We start from the raw sequence: 18580 nt of genomic DNA, 5'->3' as shown, positions 1-18580 counted from the left end.
CGAACGGGCGTAGGGAATTTTCCCTACGTCCTTTTTGCGCATCCCTGAAAGCATCAGGTATGTACCTCCGACTAAAACGGTAGGTGGACCTTTCCAAACAGGAGGATCCATCATGTTAACGATAAATTGTCAAAATGTTAAAAAATATAACGGCGCACAGCTAGTACTAGAAAACGTAACGTTCGAGCTTCATCACGGGGAGAAAGCCGGGCTCGTCGGCCGCAACGGAAGCGGTAAATCGACTTTGCTGCGGATGGTTTCCAAGCTGGACTCGCCGGACGAGGGTTTGCTGACGATTCGCAAAGACGCCAAGATCGGTTACTTGGAGCAAATTCCCGCGGAAGTTGCGAATCGATCCGTCTACGACGTGCTCGCTCTAGGCTATCGCGATTTGCTGGATTGCCGTTCTGCGATGGCCGAATTGGAGGTTCAAATGTCGGGACCGGAAGCGGCGGCTCAACCGGAGCTGTTGGAGCGGTTGCTGAGAGAGTACTCGGAGCTGCAGGAACGCTTCGAGCGAGAAGATGGCTACGAGCTCGATGCCCGCATCGATCAAGTGGCCAATGGCTTGCGAATCGAGCGCGGATGGTACGCTAGAGCGTATTCCTCTTTATCCGGAGGAGAGAAGACGAAGGTCGGCTTAGCCTCGCAACTGCTTCGCAAACCCGATCTGCTCCTGCTCGACGAACCGACGAACCACCTGGATCTGGACGGAGTCGAATGGCTCGAGGAGTATTTAATCAAGTACGAAGGCGCTTGCTTGATCGTATCCCACGATCGTTATTTTCTGGATCGGGTCGTCACGAGAATTATCGAGCTCGAAGATGGGGAATCCTCGAACTATCATACGAATTACACGCAGTACGTGAAAGAGAAGGAAGAACGGCTGCTGCAGGAATTCGCGGATTATCAGGAGCAGCAGAAGAAGCTCAAAAAGATGAGGGAGACGATCAAGCAACTGATGGAGTGGGGGAAGGTCGGCGGGAACGAGAAGTTTTTCCGCAGGGCGGCTTCCATGCAGAAGGCGTTGGATCGGATCGAGAAACTGAAGCGTCCCGCAATCGATCGCAAGGAGGCCGAGTTCGAGCTGAAGCCGTTGGAACGATCCGGCAAGCGAGTGATCGGCTTCGAAGGGGTAAGCAAACGGTTCGGCGATACCGTTATTTTAGATAGAGCTTCCGGCATGCTGGAATACGGGGAACGTGTGATGCTGATCGGGCGCAACGGTTCGGGTAAATCGACGCTGCTCAAAATCATTTTGGAAGAAGAGCGAGCGGATGAAGGGAAGATCGCGTTAGGTTCGCGGGTTGAAATCGGTTATTTGGCTCAGCAGCAATATCCGAAAGATCCGAAGCAATCGGTGCTTGCTTATTTCCGTCAGGAGGCCGCGATGGAGGAAGGGGAAGCCAGATCGCGGCTTGCAGCTTATTTGTTCTTTGGGGCGGATGTGTTCAAGCCGGTAAGCTTGCTGTCCGGAGGAGAGTGGACGCGTCTTCGTTTGGCCTTGCTCGTGCTCCGCAAACCGAATCTGTTGATCTTGGACGAACCGACCAATCATATGGATATCGCGTCCAGAGAAGCGCTGGAGGAAGCGCTCGAGGAATACCCCGGCACCTTGCTGGCGGTGACGCACGATAGATATTTAATCAACCGGTTATCCCGCAAAATCTGGGAGCTTGACCGGGGTCGGATCAATGTCCATTTGGGCGACTTCGACGATTATAAAACGAAAAGCAAACGAAAGCCGGAGTCGGAGCCGGAGCCGGGTTCCCTAACGAAGGAGCGATCACCGTCCAAGGAAACGTTACCCGAGAGGAAGAAGCCGCGCAACCAAGATATCGCGGAGCTCGGCCAAGCGAAGCTTGAAGCGGAGATTGCCGGTTTGGAACAAAGCTTGATGGAATCCGAAACGCGGATGAATGAGATTGCGGAAAGCCGGGAACCTGACGAGTTGGCGCGAATGTGGGCGGATCGGGAAGCTGTTCAGGCCAAGCTTAACGATCTGTACGAGAAATGGATGTCCGAGTTCGGGGGTTAAGGTGCTGGATGCGAAAATCATCGCCGAATATTTCGTCATTTTCCGGGTAGATTAGGGTCGAAGCGAGAAGATTTAATCGCGAAAGCTTCTTACGGAAGAGGAGGAAAGGCTATGGCGAGAAGAAGGAAACTGGCGGTACCCGGCGCTGAAGCGGGGGTGACCGCCTTCAAGGCGGAGGTCATGACCAAGGAAGGCTATTCGGTCGATCCGGCAAGGCCCGACGACGTCAAGTATGAGGTGGCGGAGGAACTCGGAGTACCGTTACAGCGGGGCGGTAACGGACAACTGACGACCGAAGAAGCCGGTCAAGTGGGCGGAGCGATCGGGGGCGCGATGGTGCGGGAGATGATTCGGCTTGCCCAGGAGAAGTTATCCAGAAGAGAATAACAGAGAAGCGAAGAGCCTGGTTTACCGAAGGTTCTTCGCTTCTTTATATTCGCTACGGTAGCTACCCTATTATTTTCGAGGCAATATTTCGTAAACTCCGCATACATTGTCGTAATTCGATTAAATCCTCGTCGCTCAGGGAATCGAGTTTGCTTCTGATTTGTTCCGCGAGTCTCCGCTGCAAATCGATACACAATTGTTCGCCGTCCTCCGTGATCTCGATCTGAACGACCCTGCGGTCTTCCGTGCTCGTTGTCCGATTCGCCAAGCCGTTAATCACGAGCTTATCGATCAACGGAGTCATATTGGGGGGAGAAATCCCTAAATGATTACATAGCTGGGACACGCTTGCGCTTCGTAATTCATTTAATGAAAACAACGCCTCCAAGTTCGATCGGGACAATTGAAAAGGGATATGATCGATGGAGAAGGAGCGGAGCAGATTTTTCTTTATCAATGGAACAGCCGTTACAAAGCTTTCGGATACCGAATCGAGCAATTCCGTTCTCATGCGTTCACCCTTTGTCAGGTCTGATATGAGGTAAGTATAACATGGTCAATTCAATAATAGCTATTGACTTATAATTGTTATAATTATATAACTAATAAGCGAATGACGAGAGATCATTTCATTTTTCCGCGAGTAAAACGCGGATTTTTGCTGATTTTAAGAAAATCTTTAGAAACTTCGGCATATCTTTTTAGTAGATTATAGAGTAGAGAGAGATGGAAAGGGATGGAGCGAAATGGGGTTATTGATTAAGCTGGGAAATCGGCGCTTCCTGCTGTTTACCTTGCTGCTGTTGTTCAAATGCTCTTTGGCTTGGTTTGTCGTATTCGAAGACGGTCCGTCATGGGAGACGATGTTAACGGAGGTTCCGTTTTTCTGGCTTGTCTTCTGCCTAATCGAATGGTTCGCAACCAAGAGGAAACTACTCTATTATACGATTGCTAACTTACTATTCACGTTACTTTATTTCACGGTTCTTATGTATTACAAATATTACGGGATTATCGTTACGTACCATGCGCTGAGTCAAGCGGATAAAGTGACCAAGGTCGGAAATAGCACGTATTCGCTTATGGATCCTTATTACTTGCTTATTTTTGTGGATGTTATCGTCCTGATTGCTATCCCGTTATGGTTAAGCAAGAAATCCAAGCGGATACAGTTAAGCCTGAGGCCGATCAGCAGAACAGCCTTGTCCGTGTTGTTCGCGGTTTCGGTAGCTTTGTGTTTCTTCAGCATCTGGCCGAATCGGGCCAGCATGAACGAGAACAAACAAGCCGAAGAGATGGGAATCTTGAATTACGAGGTGTTCACCATATTCGCGGACAGTACGGAAGACGCGGAAATGGTGGAGATGGAAGATATTACTCAGCCTGCCATCAATGAAATCAAAGGCATCGAACCGTCTGCGAACGCGGAGTTTTTCGGAGCAGATAAGGGCAAGAACGTCATTATTATTCAGATGGAATCATTCCAGAACTTTCTGATCGGGCTTGAGGTCGACGGAGTCGAAGTCACTCCGAATATGAATAAGCTAGCCAAGGAAAACTTCCACTATAACAACTTCTACACGATGGTTGGGCAAGGGACGACGTCGGATGCCGAATACTTGGTGAACACGTCTCTTTACGTACCGAAGCATGAAGCGGCCACGAAGGACAACGTGAAAAAGATTCTTCCGAGCTTGCCGAAGCTGCTAGGAGAAGCGGGCTATACGAGCGCAACCTTCCATACGAACGAGGTAGATTTCTGGAACCGCAGAGAACTTTACGATGCGATCGGATTTGATCGTTACTATGACAAGAGTTTCTTCGGCGACGGCGATCATGTCGCTTTCGGCGCTTCGGATGAAGTGCTTTACGCGAAGACGATCGGCGAGCTGGAGAAAATGAACGAGAGCGGCCGTCCTTTCTATGCCCAGATCATAAGCATGAGCTCGCATCATCCGTATAACATTCCGGAGTCTAAAGTTACCTTGGAGCTCCCGGAGAAGTTGGACGATACGTTAATCGGCCGGTATATCCAATCCCAGAATTATTCCGATAAGGCTCTTGGAACGTTCATCGATGATCTGAAGCGAAGCGGAATATGGGACGATAGTATCGTCTTGTTGTACGGGGATCATCAAGGCCTTCCGGTCTATTCGTTGGATAACAAAGAGTTGGAACTAATGAAGGATCTTCTCGGCCATGATTACGGATATGCCGATATGTTCAATATTCCGCTCGTCATGCATGCACCGGGAGTGACTTTCCCTGCGGTGATCGAGCAAACCGGCGGCCAGATCGACATTCTGCCGACGGTAGCGAACTTAACCGGGATTTCGATCGCCGACCAAATCCACTTCGGACAGGATTTATTGAATCAGGGCGAGAACGTACTGCCGATGAGGCACTTCTTGCCTTCCGGCTCCATCATTACGAATTCCGAAGTGTTCGTTCCCGGAATCGCGTACGAGGACGGAACGAACTATCCGCTCGACCCTCTCGACGAGCATGGGGGCGGAGCAACGAAAGAGCAGTACGAACAGGCTCTCGAGCTGCTGAACTTATCCGACAGCTACGTCAAGCAGCTTCCCGATAGGGAGCAAGAAGAGTGAGGTTTCTTCGCGATAGAAGGTGTGCTGGGGCTATCCAATCGATCTAGAAAGATCGATTGGATAGCTTTTTTGCTTGGAGGGGATTCGGGAATGGGATATTTTCGACGAGTCGTTTCGGCGTATGCGAGAACCGGGTGCAAACAAATGCTATAATGATGTACATATAAGACCAGCGGGAATAGGTGCATGCGAAGAATATGAGTATAGCGGACATTCTGTCCAACGTGACAGAGGATAATTTGAAAAGTTTATTGGAACAATACCGCGATTTCGGGCCGTTTCCCGGAATTGCGCTGACGTTCATGAAGTCGTTTATTCCGCCATTGCCCACGATTCTGATCGTCGGAGTGAATGCGGCGGTGTACGGTTTATGGTTAGGATTCCTGTACTCTTGGTTAGGCATCGTGAGCGGCTGTCTCGTTACGTTCCTGGTCGTGCGAAGAATTGCCGGGCAACCGTACTTCGTGCGCTGGGCGCAAAAGCCTAAGGTGCAGAAAAGCTTGATTTGGGTGCGACGCAACGCTTTCAGTTATGTGTTCCTGCTTAGTATTTTCCCGGTGGGGCCTTTCGTCGTTATTAATATGGCGGCGGCGGTCGCGCAGATGAGGGTACGCTCGTTCATTATCGCGATCATGTTCGGCAAAGCCATTATGGTGATGTCGGTATCGATCATCGGACATGATTTCGGGCGGTTCATCGAACGTCCGGCCGAGCTCGTTTACGTCGTTCTGTTCGTAGGCGCGTCGCTCTGGATCAGCAAGAAGATCGAAGCGAGGTTCACGCGCGACTCCAGGCAACAACCGCCAACGCCGTCCGCTAACAAGGAGATCTGATCGGCGGGCTCCTGTTGAACAGATGATCGCCTACAGTTCGTCGAAGATATTTTCTTACGGCTACCACAGCCGCTATTTAGTCGAAAACAAGTGTTTTAAAAATCTAACGGAGCTAGACGCCTCTATTTATGCCAAATGGCATGCTTTCACTGGAAAACAACCAAATAAGAGCGCACGCTTCCGTTAGATTTTGAAAAGTAGCTTTTTGAGCAAAATAAAGGCTGCTGGTTCCGTTAAGTGGAAGCCTGGTCTAGTGAAATTCCGCGCGATTTATTAAGCTATCCCTGGGAGTAAGGAAGGCCGCGGGCCTTCATGGAAAGTCCATTTATGTTATAATCACAAGCAACACTAAACCGTGAGGCGGATGAAACTATGTTAAGTTTTCAAGAAAAGTTAGCGATCATGCAGTCGTTTCCCCAATTAGAGCGCAGGGACGTATCCCTTGGCCGCGTGAATTTCCATTATGAGCGCAGCGTTATCGAGAAGAAGAACGTCGGCTTCCACTTTCACCCTAACGGGAACGGATATATTTTCGCGGGAGAGATCGATGGGGTCGAGACGGACGAGAAAGGCTTCGTCAATATTAGGGAATATACCGAGGAACAACTTCGCGCTCTCGTGGAAGAGTCCATCCAATCGTTAACCGGCGATGATTCTTGGGAAGAAGGACAAGAGGAAAAATGGTTCGATTCGGACCGGAATTTGCTTGTGTTGAAGTTCGAGGATGACATGTGGCACATCTTCTCGGGGCTGAATCTCGAAATGGCGTTCGAGACGTACGAAGAAGCCAGGGAGTATCTAAGGGAAGAGGGCTTCAACAGGCTGTAAGATGCGGGGCGGTTCGAAGAAATTGTTCGTTGCCTGCGTCTTATAACCATTAACTTCTTGAAACGGATAGAGGGTCTCCCACGTAGATTCTAAATAAGGACCAAGTTAAAATAGAATGTAATGTGGCAGGACAAGGAAGTTTACTCTATCCATCCTTAGGAGGAAACTATGAAACGTATATTGTTGTTTATCTTAACCAACTTATTGGTCATGGTGACGATCGGCATTATTCTTTCCGTATTCGGCGTAGGCTCGTATTTGAACGAATCCGGCGGAGTCGATATGATGTCGTTGCTGATCTTTAGCGTAATCGTCGGATTTACTGGAGCTTTTATCTCGCTTGCGATGTCCCGCATGATGGCCAAATGGATGATGAGAGTCCAAGTTCTTAAACCGGAAGCAAATCTCTCTCATGGAGAACGGCAAATCGTAGAGATGGTGCATAGGCTTTCCCGTGCGGCGGGTCTAACTCATATGCCCGAAGTCGGGATCTACGAATCGCACGAAGTGAACGCGTTCGCGACGGGTCCTTCGAAGAAACGTTCGCTCGTTGCCGTATCCACCGGGCTGTTGGATGAGCTGGACGAGGCGGCGGTCGAGGCGATTATCGGCCATGAGGTTGCCCATATCGCCAACGGAGACATGGTCACGATGACGCTGCTCCAAGGCGTCGTGAACACGTTCGTCGTGTTCCTGTCGCGTCTGGCCGCTTGGGCGGTATCCCGTTTCGTGAAGGAAGAAATCGCTCCTATCGTTCATATTATCGCCGTTATCGTGTTTCAAATCGTTTTCTCGATTCTCGGGAGCATGGTCGTCCTTGCGTTCTCCAGGTACCGCGAGTTCCACGCGGATGCAGGCGGAGCCCATCTGGCCGGTAAGGATAAAATGATCCACGCGTTGCGCGGGTTGCAAGCCTATCAGGACAGAATGAGAGACAGCCAGCAAACCTCGATCTCGACTTTGCAGATCAGCGGCAAGAAACGCAGCGCGCTGTTCTCGACTCACCCGGATCTGGAAGAGCGCATTCGTCGCTTGCAGGCTATGTAATCTAGGGTTCATCAAGGGTTGTTTTCTAAGCTATATTACGAGCTGAATCAAGTTATTGTCTTACACGGAGTGCATATGTTAAGATAGCAATAGAAAAACCGAGTGCGGTTAACACTCGGCCTATACAATTGGCTTGGATGGGATGTCCCCTTCAAGTTAATGAATGGCACAAAAACCCACCTGTGGCGGTAAACCTTGGGGTGGGTTTTTACTTTCTCTTGTAGTTGTTTGCGATGTAAGATAAAAGAGCAATAATAAATGTTGAGAATCCGATCATGATGAGGATTGCGTCTTTTACTTCTACACAGGTTTAATAGGAACGCATAGTTCGCATAAGTCGTTGCTAATCATTTTACCCGTATAGCGTTCTAAGATCGGTTTGTTATCCATTTGGTATCCGCTGCGTTGCAAGTATGGCAATATTTCGTTCCATGCTTTTTGAACGTCTTCCGCTGTATGTTTGATTTGGCATACCGCATACTTTCCGCCGGCAAGCTCGCTTTCGCGAAAGGAATCATCCAATCGATATTCGTTTGAAATGACGATACATGCATCGTATCTGCAGTTTTCCGGAAGCGTTGTTTCCGGGTTGTCTTGAGGAATTCCGAGCAGGATCGCCGATTCGTTAAGCAAATTTTTTCCTTTTGCCCACTGTTTTAACTTTTCCATGGCTTGAGCATTGGCAAGACCATAAGGGCCGACTTGTCGCACGTAGGCAATGCGATAATCGGGCAGAGTTTCGATATTGATATTCATGTTTTTATTTCCTTTCTTTATTAGAGTTGAATACATTTGGAATGCTAACATGGTATAAAATGATATTCACTAAGTTTTTTTGAAAATCAAAATGAAAGGCCCATGCGCATTGCGCATGGGCCTACTCGATATGTCGCCTCCAGGATCAAGGGGGTTATTGCCGTTCGTTATAAACTCTAAGCAAGGTGTAGCGGTTCGGTCGAATATGATGCGCTTCCCGCAAGCTCCGCTGAAGCAGCTCTTGATCGATGCCCAGATCTTCGGGGGAAGTCGGACCGCCAACCTTCGTTAACAGTTCGCGAAGCGCGTTGCCGCTAGGGATCGCCCGAAGTTCAGCCATGATGGCATCGCGATGTTCTTCCGGGAACAAGGACGACTCCTCCGCGGCGAGCTTATGATAGAGATCCGAGATGACCGCGCAAGCGATGCCTACTTTGGCGCCGTGAAGAATTTGCCTTCTTCCGGTTCGCAGCAATTCCATCTCCCAGTAATGGGAGAGATGATGTTCCGACCCGGAAGCGGAATGAGATTGCCCGAATTGCAGCATGGCGAAGCCGGATTCGATCAAGGCGCGCGTCAAGATTTCGACGCCTTGCGGGGTTCTTCTGCCGATCTCTTCGCAATGGTCGACGCATTGCTGCAAGGCGCGTTTCGTACGGTCGGCGACTTCCTCGGAATAAGGCTCCCCGCCCACGAGACTGCCGAACTTCCAGTCGAACAGCGAAGTGTATTTGCCGAGCATATCGCCAAACCCTGCGGCGATCATGTCGCTAGGGGCTTTCGTTAGAATGTCCAAATCCGCGAAAATCGCGGAAGGTCCGATCGCGGGAATGGTTTTCTTCTCGCCGCGAATGATTAAGGGGGCGCCGACGGAGTTGAATCCGTCCACGGAAGGAGCGGTTGGCACGGAAACGAAAGGAATGCCGACCGCGTAGGCGGAGAAACGGGCAATATCATGCAGAGTTCCGGAACCTACGGCAATGACGACCTGGGCCGCTGCTTGGCGAAGATCGAGAATCAATTGAATCAAGGATGCTTCATCCGCGATCACGTCGCCTTGACGATCGGGCTGTATGAGAGTGGCAACAACATGAATTCCGGCTGAAGTGGCATCTCTGTAGAGGGACTTGCCCGCGACTTCATAAGTCCGCTCATCCGCCACGATGGAAACTTGACGATACCCGTTTTCTTTCAAATAAGGTACGACGCCTTGGAGCGCGTCCGATTCGATCCGTACCGTCCCGTTAAACGACATGTTCATTCCTCCCTGAATAAGGCGATAAAGCCGATAAAGCGATCAAGTCCGCAATCGATTCCCAAATAAAATCGGGCTGGAGTTCGGAAGCTTCCGCTTCCGCGCGAGAGATCGAACCGGTGAGTACGAGGGCGGTTCGAATGCCGGCTTGTTTGCCAAGCCGGATATCCGAGTTCAAGCTGTCCCCGATCACGAGACACCGCTCGGGAGGGAGTCCTAAGGACCGCAACGCCGCATCCGACATATAGGCGGAAGGTTTGCCGATGACGACGGACACTTCTTGCCCCGTCGTGCTCGTTATCGCGCTGATCAAGCCGCCGACGTCGATGGATTCTCCGTCGTCTCCCGGGAAAGTCTTGTCCTCGTTCGTGGCGATGATCTTCGCGCCGGAGCGTACCGCGCGAAAGGCCGAATTGAGCTCCGCGTAAGTCAGCTTCTCGTGCAGCGTGATGACCAGCCAATCCGCTTCTTCCGGTTTCGTAGCCAAGCGGATGCCTTGGTCGATCATTTCTTCACGAAGACCTTCGTCGCCGAGCAGCCAGCATTTGCTGTCCGGATCGGCATTCCGCAAGTATGCGGCCGTGACGGTCGAAGTCAGAATGACTTCCTCTTCCGCTGCTTGAATTCCCATGGCTTTGAGTTTTTCTTGGCACATTTTCCTCGAATAGTTTCCCCTGTTGGTAAGGAATACGACCCTCTTGCCGAGAGACCGGATAAGCGCTAGCGTATCCCGGGCGCCTTCGATGGCCGTCGCTCCCCGGTAAACGGTGCCGTCCAAATCGATTATGAAGCCGTCTATCGTATCTAATTGCATGCGTGTATGCCTCCAGAGCAATAAAGCATCGAATGTATAGCTTTATTGTCCGGTTGTTTGCGTTTATTTGTCAACAATTGAGTGCGTTTGCTTGCGTTCGCATTCGTTTGCATATGAACGTTCGTTTGTTGGGGATTTCAATCGGCGATAAGTACTTCGGTCCCTTTGATGTGCCGGATAAACTCTTTATCGGCTTTCTTATCGGTAATAAGGGTGTGGATGTCTCTGAATAGGACGGATGTCGCGATCGATCTTCGTCCGAGCTTCGTATAATCCGCCAACGCTACCGTTCTGTGGGCGTTCGCGGCCATCAGCTTCTTGAGTTCCGCCTCGTACAAGCTGAAATCCGTCATGCCTTCCTGCGGGCTGATCCCTTCCGCGGAGGTGAAGAACAAATCCGCATGGATTCCCGCCAGAATGTCTTTGCCCAGGACGCCTTCAACGGTTTTCGATCCGACCCGGAGAACGCCGCCGATTAGAATGACGTTGTTGCGCGGATTCTGGTTAAGGATCATCGCCGCTTCCAACCCGTTCGTAACGATCGTTAAATAGTTATGATCGGTTAACGCCTTGGTTAATTCCAGCACGGTAGAGCTGGCGTCCAAGATGATGCATTGTCCCGAAGCGACGAGATTCGCGGCTTTACGTCCGATGGCCCGCTTTTCTTCGTAGTTGACCTCGCTGCGGGAAGGATCCCGCGCATCCCGAACCGCTCCTTGCGCTCTAACGGGAACCGCGCCGCCATGCGTTCTCTCGAGCAGATTTTCGTCTTCGAGTATTCGCAAATCGATCCGAAGCGTTCCTTCGGATACGTTGAACCTGTGCGCCAGATCCTTCACGAGCACTTGCTTGTCCCGTTGAAGCAGTTCTAAGATCTGATCTCTTCTATGCGACGCGAACATGCGGAATCCTCCCCTTCGTTTATTGTCATTTTAGTTGAAATGACTGAAAACGACAATAAACGCAGCGAGAAAATAAATGCGAATTTATTCTTGTCAGCGCTCTCAATCCATAATATAATGAAGAAAGTTTAACCGCTTTAACTTTCGGAAGAGGGGAATAAACACACAGAAAAGCGTGACGGAAAACGCAAAGGTTGCTCGGCCATATTTTTTTGAACCAAAAGTTTAACCGCTTTAACTTTTAGGCGGGCGGAGAGATCAAGCTCCTACCGGTCAACGAAGGGGGATCATGGTGTGAAGTCGACAAGGGAAAGCCGCCGTGAGGGCAGATTGTTCTATTTTTTCATTTCTCCGTGGCTGATTGGTTTTATTGTATTTGCCTTATTACCGGTTCTTGCTTCCTTGTATTACAGCTTCACGGAGTATGACATCATCAACTCGCCCAAATTTATCGGATTCGGCAACTACAACGAATTGTTCCATGACGAGCAGTTCTGGAACTCGATCAACGTCACGCTGAAGTACACGTTCATCAGCGTTCCGCTCACGTTGTTCCTGTCATTGATTTTCGCGATCCTGATCAATCAGAAGATCCCGCTTCGGGGACTTTTCCGGACGGCAATGTATTTTCCGAGCATGATCTCGGGCGTATCCATGGCGCTGTTATGGTTCTGGGTGTTTAACCCGCAGGCGGGGCTTTTCAACTACGGACTCTCGTTATTCGGAATCGATCCCATTCATTGGTTCCTTGACGAGAAATACGCGATGTGGGCTCTTATCATTATGTCCTTCTGGGGGCTAGGCGGAGGGATGCTGATCTTTCTCGCGGGACTTCAAGGGGTTCCGTCGCATTTGCTGGAAGCGGCGAAGCTGGACGGCGCGGGTCGCCTTCGTACGTTCTGGAACGTCACGTTTCCGCTGATCTCTCCGGTTTTCCTGTTCCAATTGATCATCGGTTTGATCGAATCTTTCCAAGTATTCACGCAAGCCTATACGATCACGCAGGGCGGTCCGAACTATTCGACGTGGTTCTACGTGTACAACATTTACATCAACGCGTTTAAGAATTTCCGTTACGGATATGCATCGGCGATGTCCTGGATACTCCTGATCGCGGTTACGATTATCACTTTCGTTATTATGAAACTGTCTAATCGTTACGTGTATTACGAGGGGGGGCAGACGAAATGAGTCAATTGGCGCTTTCGAAAGAGCAACAACCCGTCAAACGGAAAAAAGCGAAGGTCGAGTTGATCTCGATCGTCGGGTTCTTGATCTTGTTGATCGTTACGGTAGCGATGATTATGCCTTTAGGATTCATGTTGTCTACCTCGCTTAAGACGACGAAAGAGATGCTTGTATTCCCGCCTTCGTTCATTCCGAAGCATTTCGCTTGGGAGAATTTCCGGGAATTGTTCGTCAACGAAGAGATTAAATTCGGCAGGCAGTATATGAACAGTCTTATCGTGGCGATCACGACGGTCATCGGGACGGTGTTTTCTTCTTCTTTCGTTGCATTCGGTTTTGCAAGATATAAGGCGCGGGGCAGCCAATTTTTATTCGTTCTCGTGCTGAGCACGCTGATGCTGCCTTACCCGGCCATCATGATTCCGCAATTTCTGCTGTTCACGAAGCTTGGCCTTCATGACTCGTTGTTACCGCTCATTCTGCCTTCCTTTTTCGCGTCGGCTTATATGATCTTTCTATTAAAACAGTTTTTCACGACGATCCCGAACGAGCTATACGACGCCGGGAGGATCGACGGGTGCAGGGAAGTACGTCTGTACTGGAGTCTGACTCTGCCGCTCTCCGGTCCTGTCATCGCCACGGTCGCGATCTTCTCCTTCATCTGGAGTTGGAACGATTTGCTGGCACCCGTGCTCTATCTGGATTCGCAGGAAAACTTCACCCTTCCGATCGGGATGGCGGCCATGCTGAGCTCCAAGTTCAGGATCGCTCCATGGAACCTGATGATGGCGGCCTCGCTGTTATCCGTGCTACCGATTATCGCCCTGTTCGCGATCGCGCAACGGCGGTTCGTCCAAGGAATCGTTCTTACCGGCATCAAGTAACACTCACATAGACCTTTATTACTATTATCGAGGGGGATACAAATGGTAAACAACAAAGGGAAGTTGGTTCTGGGTGCAACGCTGGCAGTAAGTTTAGTCGCAACGGCCTGTTCAAGCGGTGGCGGTAAGGGCGGTAAAGAAGGGGAAACGGTTACGATTACCCACTATACGATCGATTCTCCGGATCGTACGTTCGTCGAGAAGCTGATTCCGGATTTCGAAGCGAAACATCCGAACATCAAAATCAAAGTAACGAAAGCGCCATACGAGCAATTCGATTCCAAGCTACAGTCGGCCATCGCGGCGAAGAACGCACCCGATGTTACGTCCCATTGGGGTTACGGCGGATTTATGGAGTATTACAACAAAGGCATGCTTGCCGACTTGACTCCTTATCTCGATGGATTCAGCGGTTCCGACTACAATATTCCGGAAGACGTCATGAATATTTATAAAGTCGATGGCAAAACGTACGGAATTCCGTTAAACAGCTACGTTACCGTCATGCTCTACAATAAAGACCTGTTCGATAAAGCCGGTCTGGAATATCCGCCGACGGACTACGAAGACAAGAGCTGGACGTTCGACAAAATGGTCGAGTACGCGAAGAAGATGACCGTAGACTCCACGAATTTGGCGGAAGCGCAATACGGCGTCGACTTCGGCTTCGGAGAGCGGGATCAAAGACCGCAATACTTCAATGGAAACGTGTATTCCGAGGACACTTGGACGAACGGCGGCAAGCCGTCCGAGATCAACTTGACCAAACCGGAAGTAATCGAAGCTTACAAGAAGGTTTACGGCTTGATCTGGGATCAGAAAGTTTCCCCGACGCCGGCGTTCTCGAAGTCCGTATCCGGACAATTCGGCGATCCGTTCTTGTCCGGCAAGATCGCGATGTCCGTCGTAGGCTCGTGGAGCTTGGCCGCGTCTAGCGATTTCAACTTCAAAGTCGGCGTAGCCGCCGTGCCGCAAGGTCCGAACGAGAAAGTGAGAAGCGTTCTGTACGTCGATCCGCTCTTCGTTCTGAAAGATTCCAAACATCCGAAGGAAGCGTTGGAGTGGATTAAGTATCTGATCACGACCGAAGTTCAAGAAAAGTCGATCGAACTGAGCGGAGGCAATCCGCCGGTCAACCAGCAAGCGGCGGAGAAGTACTACAACAACTTCGAAGGCATCGATCCGAAACAGATCCAACAAGTGTTCGACGGGGCGTATAAGTATGGTTACGAGTCCTATAACCATCTCATCTCCAACTATTCGCAGATCAACGAGCTGTTCATCAACGAGTTGGCGAGCGTCGAGAACGGGGACCAGAAGGTTGAGGATGCGCTCCCGGTTATCGAAAAGAAGCTCAAGGAACTGCTTGCCCGCGTGAATAAGTAACAACCGCTAATGCGGGGGAAGAGGGATCGTTAGCCATCTCATCTTCCTCCGCCATTCTAGTCTTTCGGTGCTTGGAGATCGTTTGGCGTATCAGGTCGACTGAACGTATGAAAAATAGCTCCAACTATGGTACGGTATTCTCAAATCCATTTTTCTTCGTACAGGAGCGTAAGGCTATGAAGGTCAATATTTTCGATGTTGCCAAGAAGTCGGGGCTTTCCGTAGTGACCGTATCCCGGGTATTAAATCAATCCGAATCGGTTCGCCCTAAAAATAGGGAAAGAGTGCTGCAAGCGATGAAAGAGCTCGATTATCACCCGAATGCTTCGGCCCGCAGCTTAGCGAGAGGGAAGACGGGGATTATCGGATTGACTTTATCGACCTTGCACGATTCGTTCTTCGACGCGGTGGTGAAGGAAGTTAACGATAGGCTCGCCGCGCACGGTTATTTCCTGGCATTATCCATTTCGACGAGTTACGAGGACTCGTTTCATCGTTCCTTATTTCAAGAAGATCGCGTGGACGGCGTTATTTTGTTGTCCCCGATGGATGAGGACGAATATGTTGCGGAGCTTACCAAGAAAGAAATTCCGTTTATCATGATCGACAGTTCGAGCAGTAATCCTTCTGTCACTTCGATCGTCGTGGATAATTTCGAGGGCGGATACGTGGCGACGAAACACCTGATCGAGCTTGGACATACCGAGATCGCGCATATCGCGGGCCCGGATATGTACTTAAGCAGCAGAGAGAGGGAACGAGGTTATTTGGCCGCGTTGTCGGAAGCCGGTTTAAATCCGTTTGGCATCGAGCGGGGCACCTTCGAGATGTCTTCGGGTTATAACATTGCGATGCAATGGATAGACTCCGGCAAACTGCCTCCCGCGGTGTTCGCGGCGGATGATTATATCGCGCTGGGCGTAATAGACGCTTGTTTGAATAGAGGGATTCGCATCCCTCGAGATATGTCGCTCGTCGGCTTCGACGACCAAATCTTCGCGTCCGAGTTCCGTCCGATGCTTACCACGGTCAGGCAACCTGCGGACAAGATCGGCGCAACCGGCGTAGAGCAACTGTTAGAAGCGATTAACGAACCGGCTCGGAAGAGCGTTACGATTCAGATCGAGCCTGAACTCATCATAAGAGAAACAACGGCACGCGCAACAAAAAGCTAGGCATTATCGAGGCATTCGGAGCTTAAGGCGACAACGGCTTTTCGGATCGGCTTCTAGAGGCGGGAGTGAACGAAGTGAAATATTATTTGGGCGTCGATGCGGGCGGAAGCAAAACCTATACGCTTATCGTTGATGAACAGGGAACGATCGTAGGCAAAGGGGACAGCGGCAACGGAAATCATCAAACCGGCTACGAGACCGCGAAGCGGAACATTCGAGAATCCGTCGAGATGGCCTTGGCGCAAGCGGAGTTGAAGCGCGAGGATATCGAGTTCGCTTATTTCGGCTTAGCGGGCGCGGACAGGGAAGCGGATTACGAGATTTTGCGTCCTATGATCGCGGAGCTTGGATTTCCGAGACACGAGATCAATTGCGACACGGTCATTGCGCTCAGGGCCGGGACGGATCGTCCTTACGGCGTCGTATTGATCTGCGGCACGGGGACGAACAGCGCGGGCGTTAATCCGCAAGGGGAGTTCTACCAGTGCGGGGGCTTTAATTATATGTTCGGGGATTTCGGCGGCGGGGGCTCGCTGTGCGTGGAAACGTTCAGGTCGGTCATCCGCGCGTGGGATGGCCGGGAGCAACCGACCCTCTTAACGCAGTTGCTGCTTGACGATCTTGGTTACGACAATGTGCAAACGATGTTTAACGATTACTTGGATCAGGGCATGAGGCCGCCGATTCGAGTGGCTAAGCTGCTCTTCCAAGCGGCAGGCCAAGGGGATGAGGTTGCGATCGCGGTATTGCGCCACCAAGGCGAAGAGTTAGGCAAATCCGCTAAGGCGGTCATCCATCGGCTGAAGATGGAGGGCGACAGCTTCGACGTTGTTCTTGCGGGAAGCATCGTAACCCGCGGGGAAGGCAATTTCGTGCATGCTTACATCGAGCAAGCCGTTAAGGAAGCCGCTCCGGGGGCGACGATCGCGAAGCTTCAAGTAGAACCGGTCGTTGGAGCGGTTTGGCTCGCGGCAGAGGCGAGCGGCATCGCTTTGCCGGAACCGATGTATGCTCGGTTGAGCATGGTGAGAGAGTACAGCTTAGCTTAATCAGCCTAATCTTAGGTCTTCATTTCACGATCCGTTTTCGTTTTCGTTTCCGTTTCTGTTTCTGTTTCGATCACATAGAAAAAATCACCAAGGAGTTGGATGAGAAATGACTAAAAAAACAGGTTTGAAAATCGCCGTCATTGGCGGGGGTTCATCGTACACGCCCGAAATCGTGGAAGGCTTTATTAAGAACTACGAGCAATTGCCAATCAGAGAGCTATGGCTCGTTGATATAGAAGCGGGAAAACACAAGCTGGACATCGTAGGGGAATTGGCCAAGAGGATGGTCGTAAAGTCCGGGCTTCCGATCGAGGTTCATTTGACTCTGGATCGTCGTCAGGCGATCGCGGGAGCGGATTTCGTCTCGACTCAGATGCGGGTGGGGCTGCTCGAGGCTCGCAAGTGGGATGAGCATATCCCGAATAAGTACGGAGTCATCGGTCAGGAAACGACGGGTCCCGGAGGCATGATGAAAGCTCTCCGAACGATTCCGGTGCTGCTGGATATTTGCAAAGACATCGAGGAGCTTGCGCCGGACGCTTGGTTGCTTAACTTCACGAATCCGGCCGGGATGGTTACGGAAGCGATCACGCGCCATTCCAAAGTGAAAAGCATCGGGCTGTGCAACGCTCCGATCGGGCTTCATAAATGGTTGAGCGATAAGTATCAAACGACTCCCGAGCATATTTACACCGAGTTCGTCGGACTGAACCATTTGCATTGGGTTACGCGGGTCGAGATCGAGGGAGAAGACAAGCTGACAGAACTTCTCGACAAGCGGGAGGAATATTCCGGCAAGAACGTTCCGGCGACGGAGTGGGATCTCGATTTTCTGCGCGGGCTAGGCGGATTTCCTTCTTACTACCTGAAATATTTCTACCTGACCGATGTGATGCTGGAAGAACAATTGGAGTCGCTTAAAACAAAAGGAACGCGCGCGGAAGTCGTGAAACGGGTGGAAGACGAACTGTTCGAGCTGTACAAGGATCCGGATCTTCAGGAGAAGCCGAAACAATTGGAGCAGCGCGGCGGCGCTTACTATTCCGAAGCTGCCGTGAACCTGATGGTGTCGTTATATAACGACAGACGGGACATTCAGACTCTGAACGTCGCGAACGGGAAAACTCTCGACTTCCTGCCCGAGGATGCCGCTATCGAAGTGAATTGCGTCGTCACCGGTACGGGGCCGATTACGCTACCGGTCACGAAAGTGCCGGAGCAAGCCAAAGGACTCATCCATGCCGTTAAAACGTACGAAAGGTTGACGATCGAGGCAGCGATTACGGGAGACAGAGAAATTGCTCTCCAAGCGATGGCGTCGCATCCTCTCGTTCCTTCCGTGAAGATTGCCAAAGCGATGTTAGATGAGATGTTGGAGCAGAACAAGCCTTATCTTCCGGCCTTCTTCAAGTAAGTATCGCGGTGAAGG

General features: G+C 50.8%; 17 protein-coding genes and 1 pseudogene. 12 read left to right on the top strand and 6 right to left on the bottom strand.

The window, feature by feature from the left end; genetic code table 11:
• Nucleotides 1-112: 112 nt before the first annotated feature.
• Complete coding sequence (abc-f, locus tag HH215_RS20920; RefSeq protein ID WP_169281657.1) at nt 113-2038, top strand: ribosomal protection-like ABC-F family protein; 1926 nt, start codon at nt 113-115, stop codon at nt 2036-2038.
• A gap of 111 nt (nt 2039-2149) precedes the next feature.
• Nucleotides 2150-2425, top strand: a complete 276-nt coding sequence (locus HH215_RS20915) for an alpha/beta-type small acid-soluble spore protein (protein ID WP_169281656.1) — start codon at nt 2150-2152, stop codon at nt 2423-2425.
• 61 nt (nt 2426-2486) lie between these two features.
• On the opposite strand, the gene HH215_RS20910 is transcribed toward HH215_RS20915, so the two are convergent.
• Nucleotides 2487-2936, bottom strand: coding sequence for a MarR family winged helix-turn-helix transcriptional regulator (locus tag HH215_RS20910; protein ID WP_169281655.1), 450 nt, complete (start codon nt 2934-2936; stop codon nt 2487-2489).
• Nucleotides 2937-3171: 235 nt separating this feature from the next.
• On the opposite strand from HH215_RS20910, the gene HH215_RS20905 reads away from it, so the two are divergent.
• The 4 genes from HH215_RS20905 (at nt 3172) to htpX (ending at nt 7742) form a co-directional block, all read left to right on the top strand.
• On the top strand, nt 3172-5034 hold the full coding sequence (locus HH215_RS20905; protein ID WP_169281654.1) for an LTA synthase family protein: 1863 nt from the start codon (nt 3172-3174) through the stop codon (nt 5032-5034).
• A 197-nt stretch (nt 5035-5231) separates the two neighbouring features.
• Nucleotides 5232-5867, top strand: coding sequence for a TVP38/TMEM64 family protein (locus HH215_RS20900; protein WP_169281653.1), 636 nt, complete (start codon nt 5232-5234; stop codon nt 5865-5867).
• A 372-nt stretch (nt 5868-6239) separates the two neighbouring features.
• Entirely contained in the window at nt 6240-6695 is a 456-nt protein-coding gene (locus HH215_RS20895) for a hypothetical protein (RefSeq protein WP_169281652.1), read from the top strand.
• A gap of 168 nt (nt 6696-6863) precedes the next feature.
• Complete coding sequence (gene htpX / locus HH215_RS20890) at nt 6864-7742, top strand: protease HtpX (RefSeq protein WP_169281651.1); 879 nt, start codon at nt 6864-6866, stop codon at nt 7740-7742.
• Nucleotides 7743-7950: 208 nt separating this feature from the next.
• On the opposite strand, the pseudogene HH215_RS36460 reads toward htpX, so the two are convergent.
• The 5 genes and pseudogenes from HH215_RS36460 to HH215_RS20870 all read right to left on the bottom strand — a co-directional run.
• Nucleotides 7951-8031: pseudogene (locus HH215_RS36460) on the bottom strand (putative holin-like toxin); the annotation flags it as partial.
• An 11-nt stretch (nt 8032-8042) separates the two neighbouring features.
• Nucleotides 8043-8498 carry an AraC family transcriptional regulator gene (locus HH215_RS20885; RefSeq protein WP_169281650.1) on the bottom strand — a complete coding sequence of 152 codons (456 nt, stop codon included), beginning with the start codon at nt 8496-8498 and terminating at the stop codon, nt 8043-8045.
• Nucleotides 8499-8652: 154 nt separating this feature from the next.
• A complete protein-coding gene (locus HH215_RS20880; protein ID WP_254450165.1) occupies nt 8653-9753 on the bottom strand; it encodes a sn-glycerol-1-phosphate dehydrogenase in 1101 nt (366 codons plus the stop codon).
• Entirely contained in the window at nt 9743-10567 is an 825-nt protein-coding gene (locus HH215_RS20875) for an HAD-IIA family hydrolase (protein ID WP_169281648.1), read from the bottom strand. The genes HH215_RS20880 and HH215_RS20875 overlap by 11 nt, the downstream gene beginning before the upstream one ends.
• A 137-nt stretch (nt 10568-10704) precedes the next feature.
• Nucleotides 10705-11469, bottom strand: a complete 765-nt coding sequence (locus tag HH215_RS20870) for a DeoR/GlpR family DNA-binding transcription regulator (RefSeq protein WP_169281647.1) — start codon at nt 11467-11469, stop codon at nt 10705-10707.
• A 294-nt stretch (nt 11470-11763) separates the two neighbouring features.
• Here HH215_RS20870 and HH215_RS20865 point away from each other — a divergent pair, with 294 nt between their 5' ends.
• The 6 genes from HH215_RS20865 to HH215_RS20840 all read left to right on the top strand — a co-directional run bounded on the left by HH215_RS20865 (nt 11764) and on the right by HH215_RS20840 (nt 18565).
• Nucleotides 11764-12660 carry a carbohydrate ABC transporter permease gene (locus HH215_RS20865; protein WP_169281646.1) on the top strand — a complete coding sequence of 299 codons (897 nt, stop codon included), beginning with the start codon at nt 11764-11766 and terminating at the stop codon, nt 12658-12660.
• Nucleotides 12657-13541, top strand: coding sequence for a carbohydrate ABC transporter permease (locus tag HH215_RS20860; protein ID WP_169281645.1), 885 nt, complete (start codon nt 12657-12659; stop codon nt 13539-13541). Before HH215_RS20865 ends, HH215_RS20860 begins: the two co-directional genes overlap by 4 nt.
• A gap of 42 nt (nt 13542-13583) precedes the next feature.
• The gene (locus tag HH215_RS20855; RefSeq protein WP_169281644.1) at nt 13584-14927 is read left to right on the top strand and encodes an ABC transporter substrate-binding protein; all 1344 of its coding nucleotides are present in this window, start codon (nt 13584-13586) and stop codon (nt 14925-14927) included.
• A gap of 176 nt (nt 14928-15103) precedes the next feature.
• Complete coding sequence (locus HH215_RS20850; protein ID WP_169281643.1) at nt 15104-16102, top strand: LacI family DNA-binding transcriptional regulator; 999 nt, start codon at nt 15104-15106, stop codon at nt 16100-16102.
• Between the two features lie 74 nt (nt 16103-16176).
• The gene (locus HH215_RS20845; RefSeq protein ID WP_169281642.1) at nt 16177-17151 is read left to right on the top strand and encodes an N-acetylglucosamine kinase; all 975 of its coding nucleotides are present in this window, start codon (nt 16177-16179) and stop codon (nt 17149-17151) included.
• A gap of 106 nt (nt 17152-17257) precedes the next feature.
• On the top strand, nt 17258-18565 hold the full coding sequence (locus HH215_RS20840) for a 6-phospho-beta-glucosidase (protein ID WP_169281641.1): 1308 nt from the start codon (nt 17258-17260) through the stop codon (nt 18563-18565).
• Nucleotides 18566-18580 lie beyond the last annotated feature (15 nt).

Origin of the sequence: Cohnella herbarum (genome assembly GCF_012849095.1) — a bacterium.
GTDB lineage: Bacteria > Bacillota > Bacilli > Paenibacillales > Paenibacillaceae > Cohnella > Cohnella herbarum.
The sequence above is the reverse complement of the archived record's forward strand: the minus strand, read 5'-3'. Positions and strand labels throughout refer to the sequence as shown.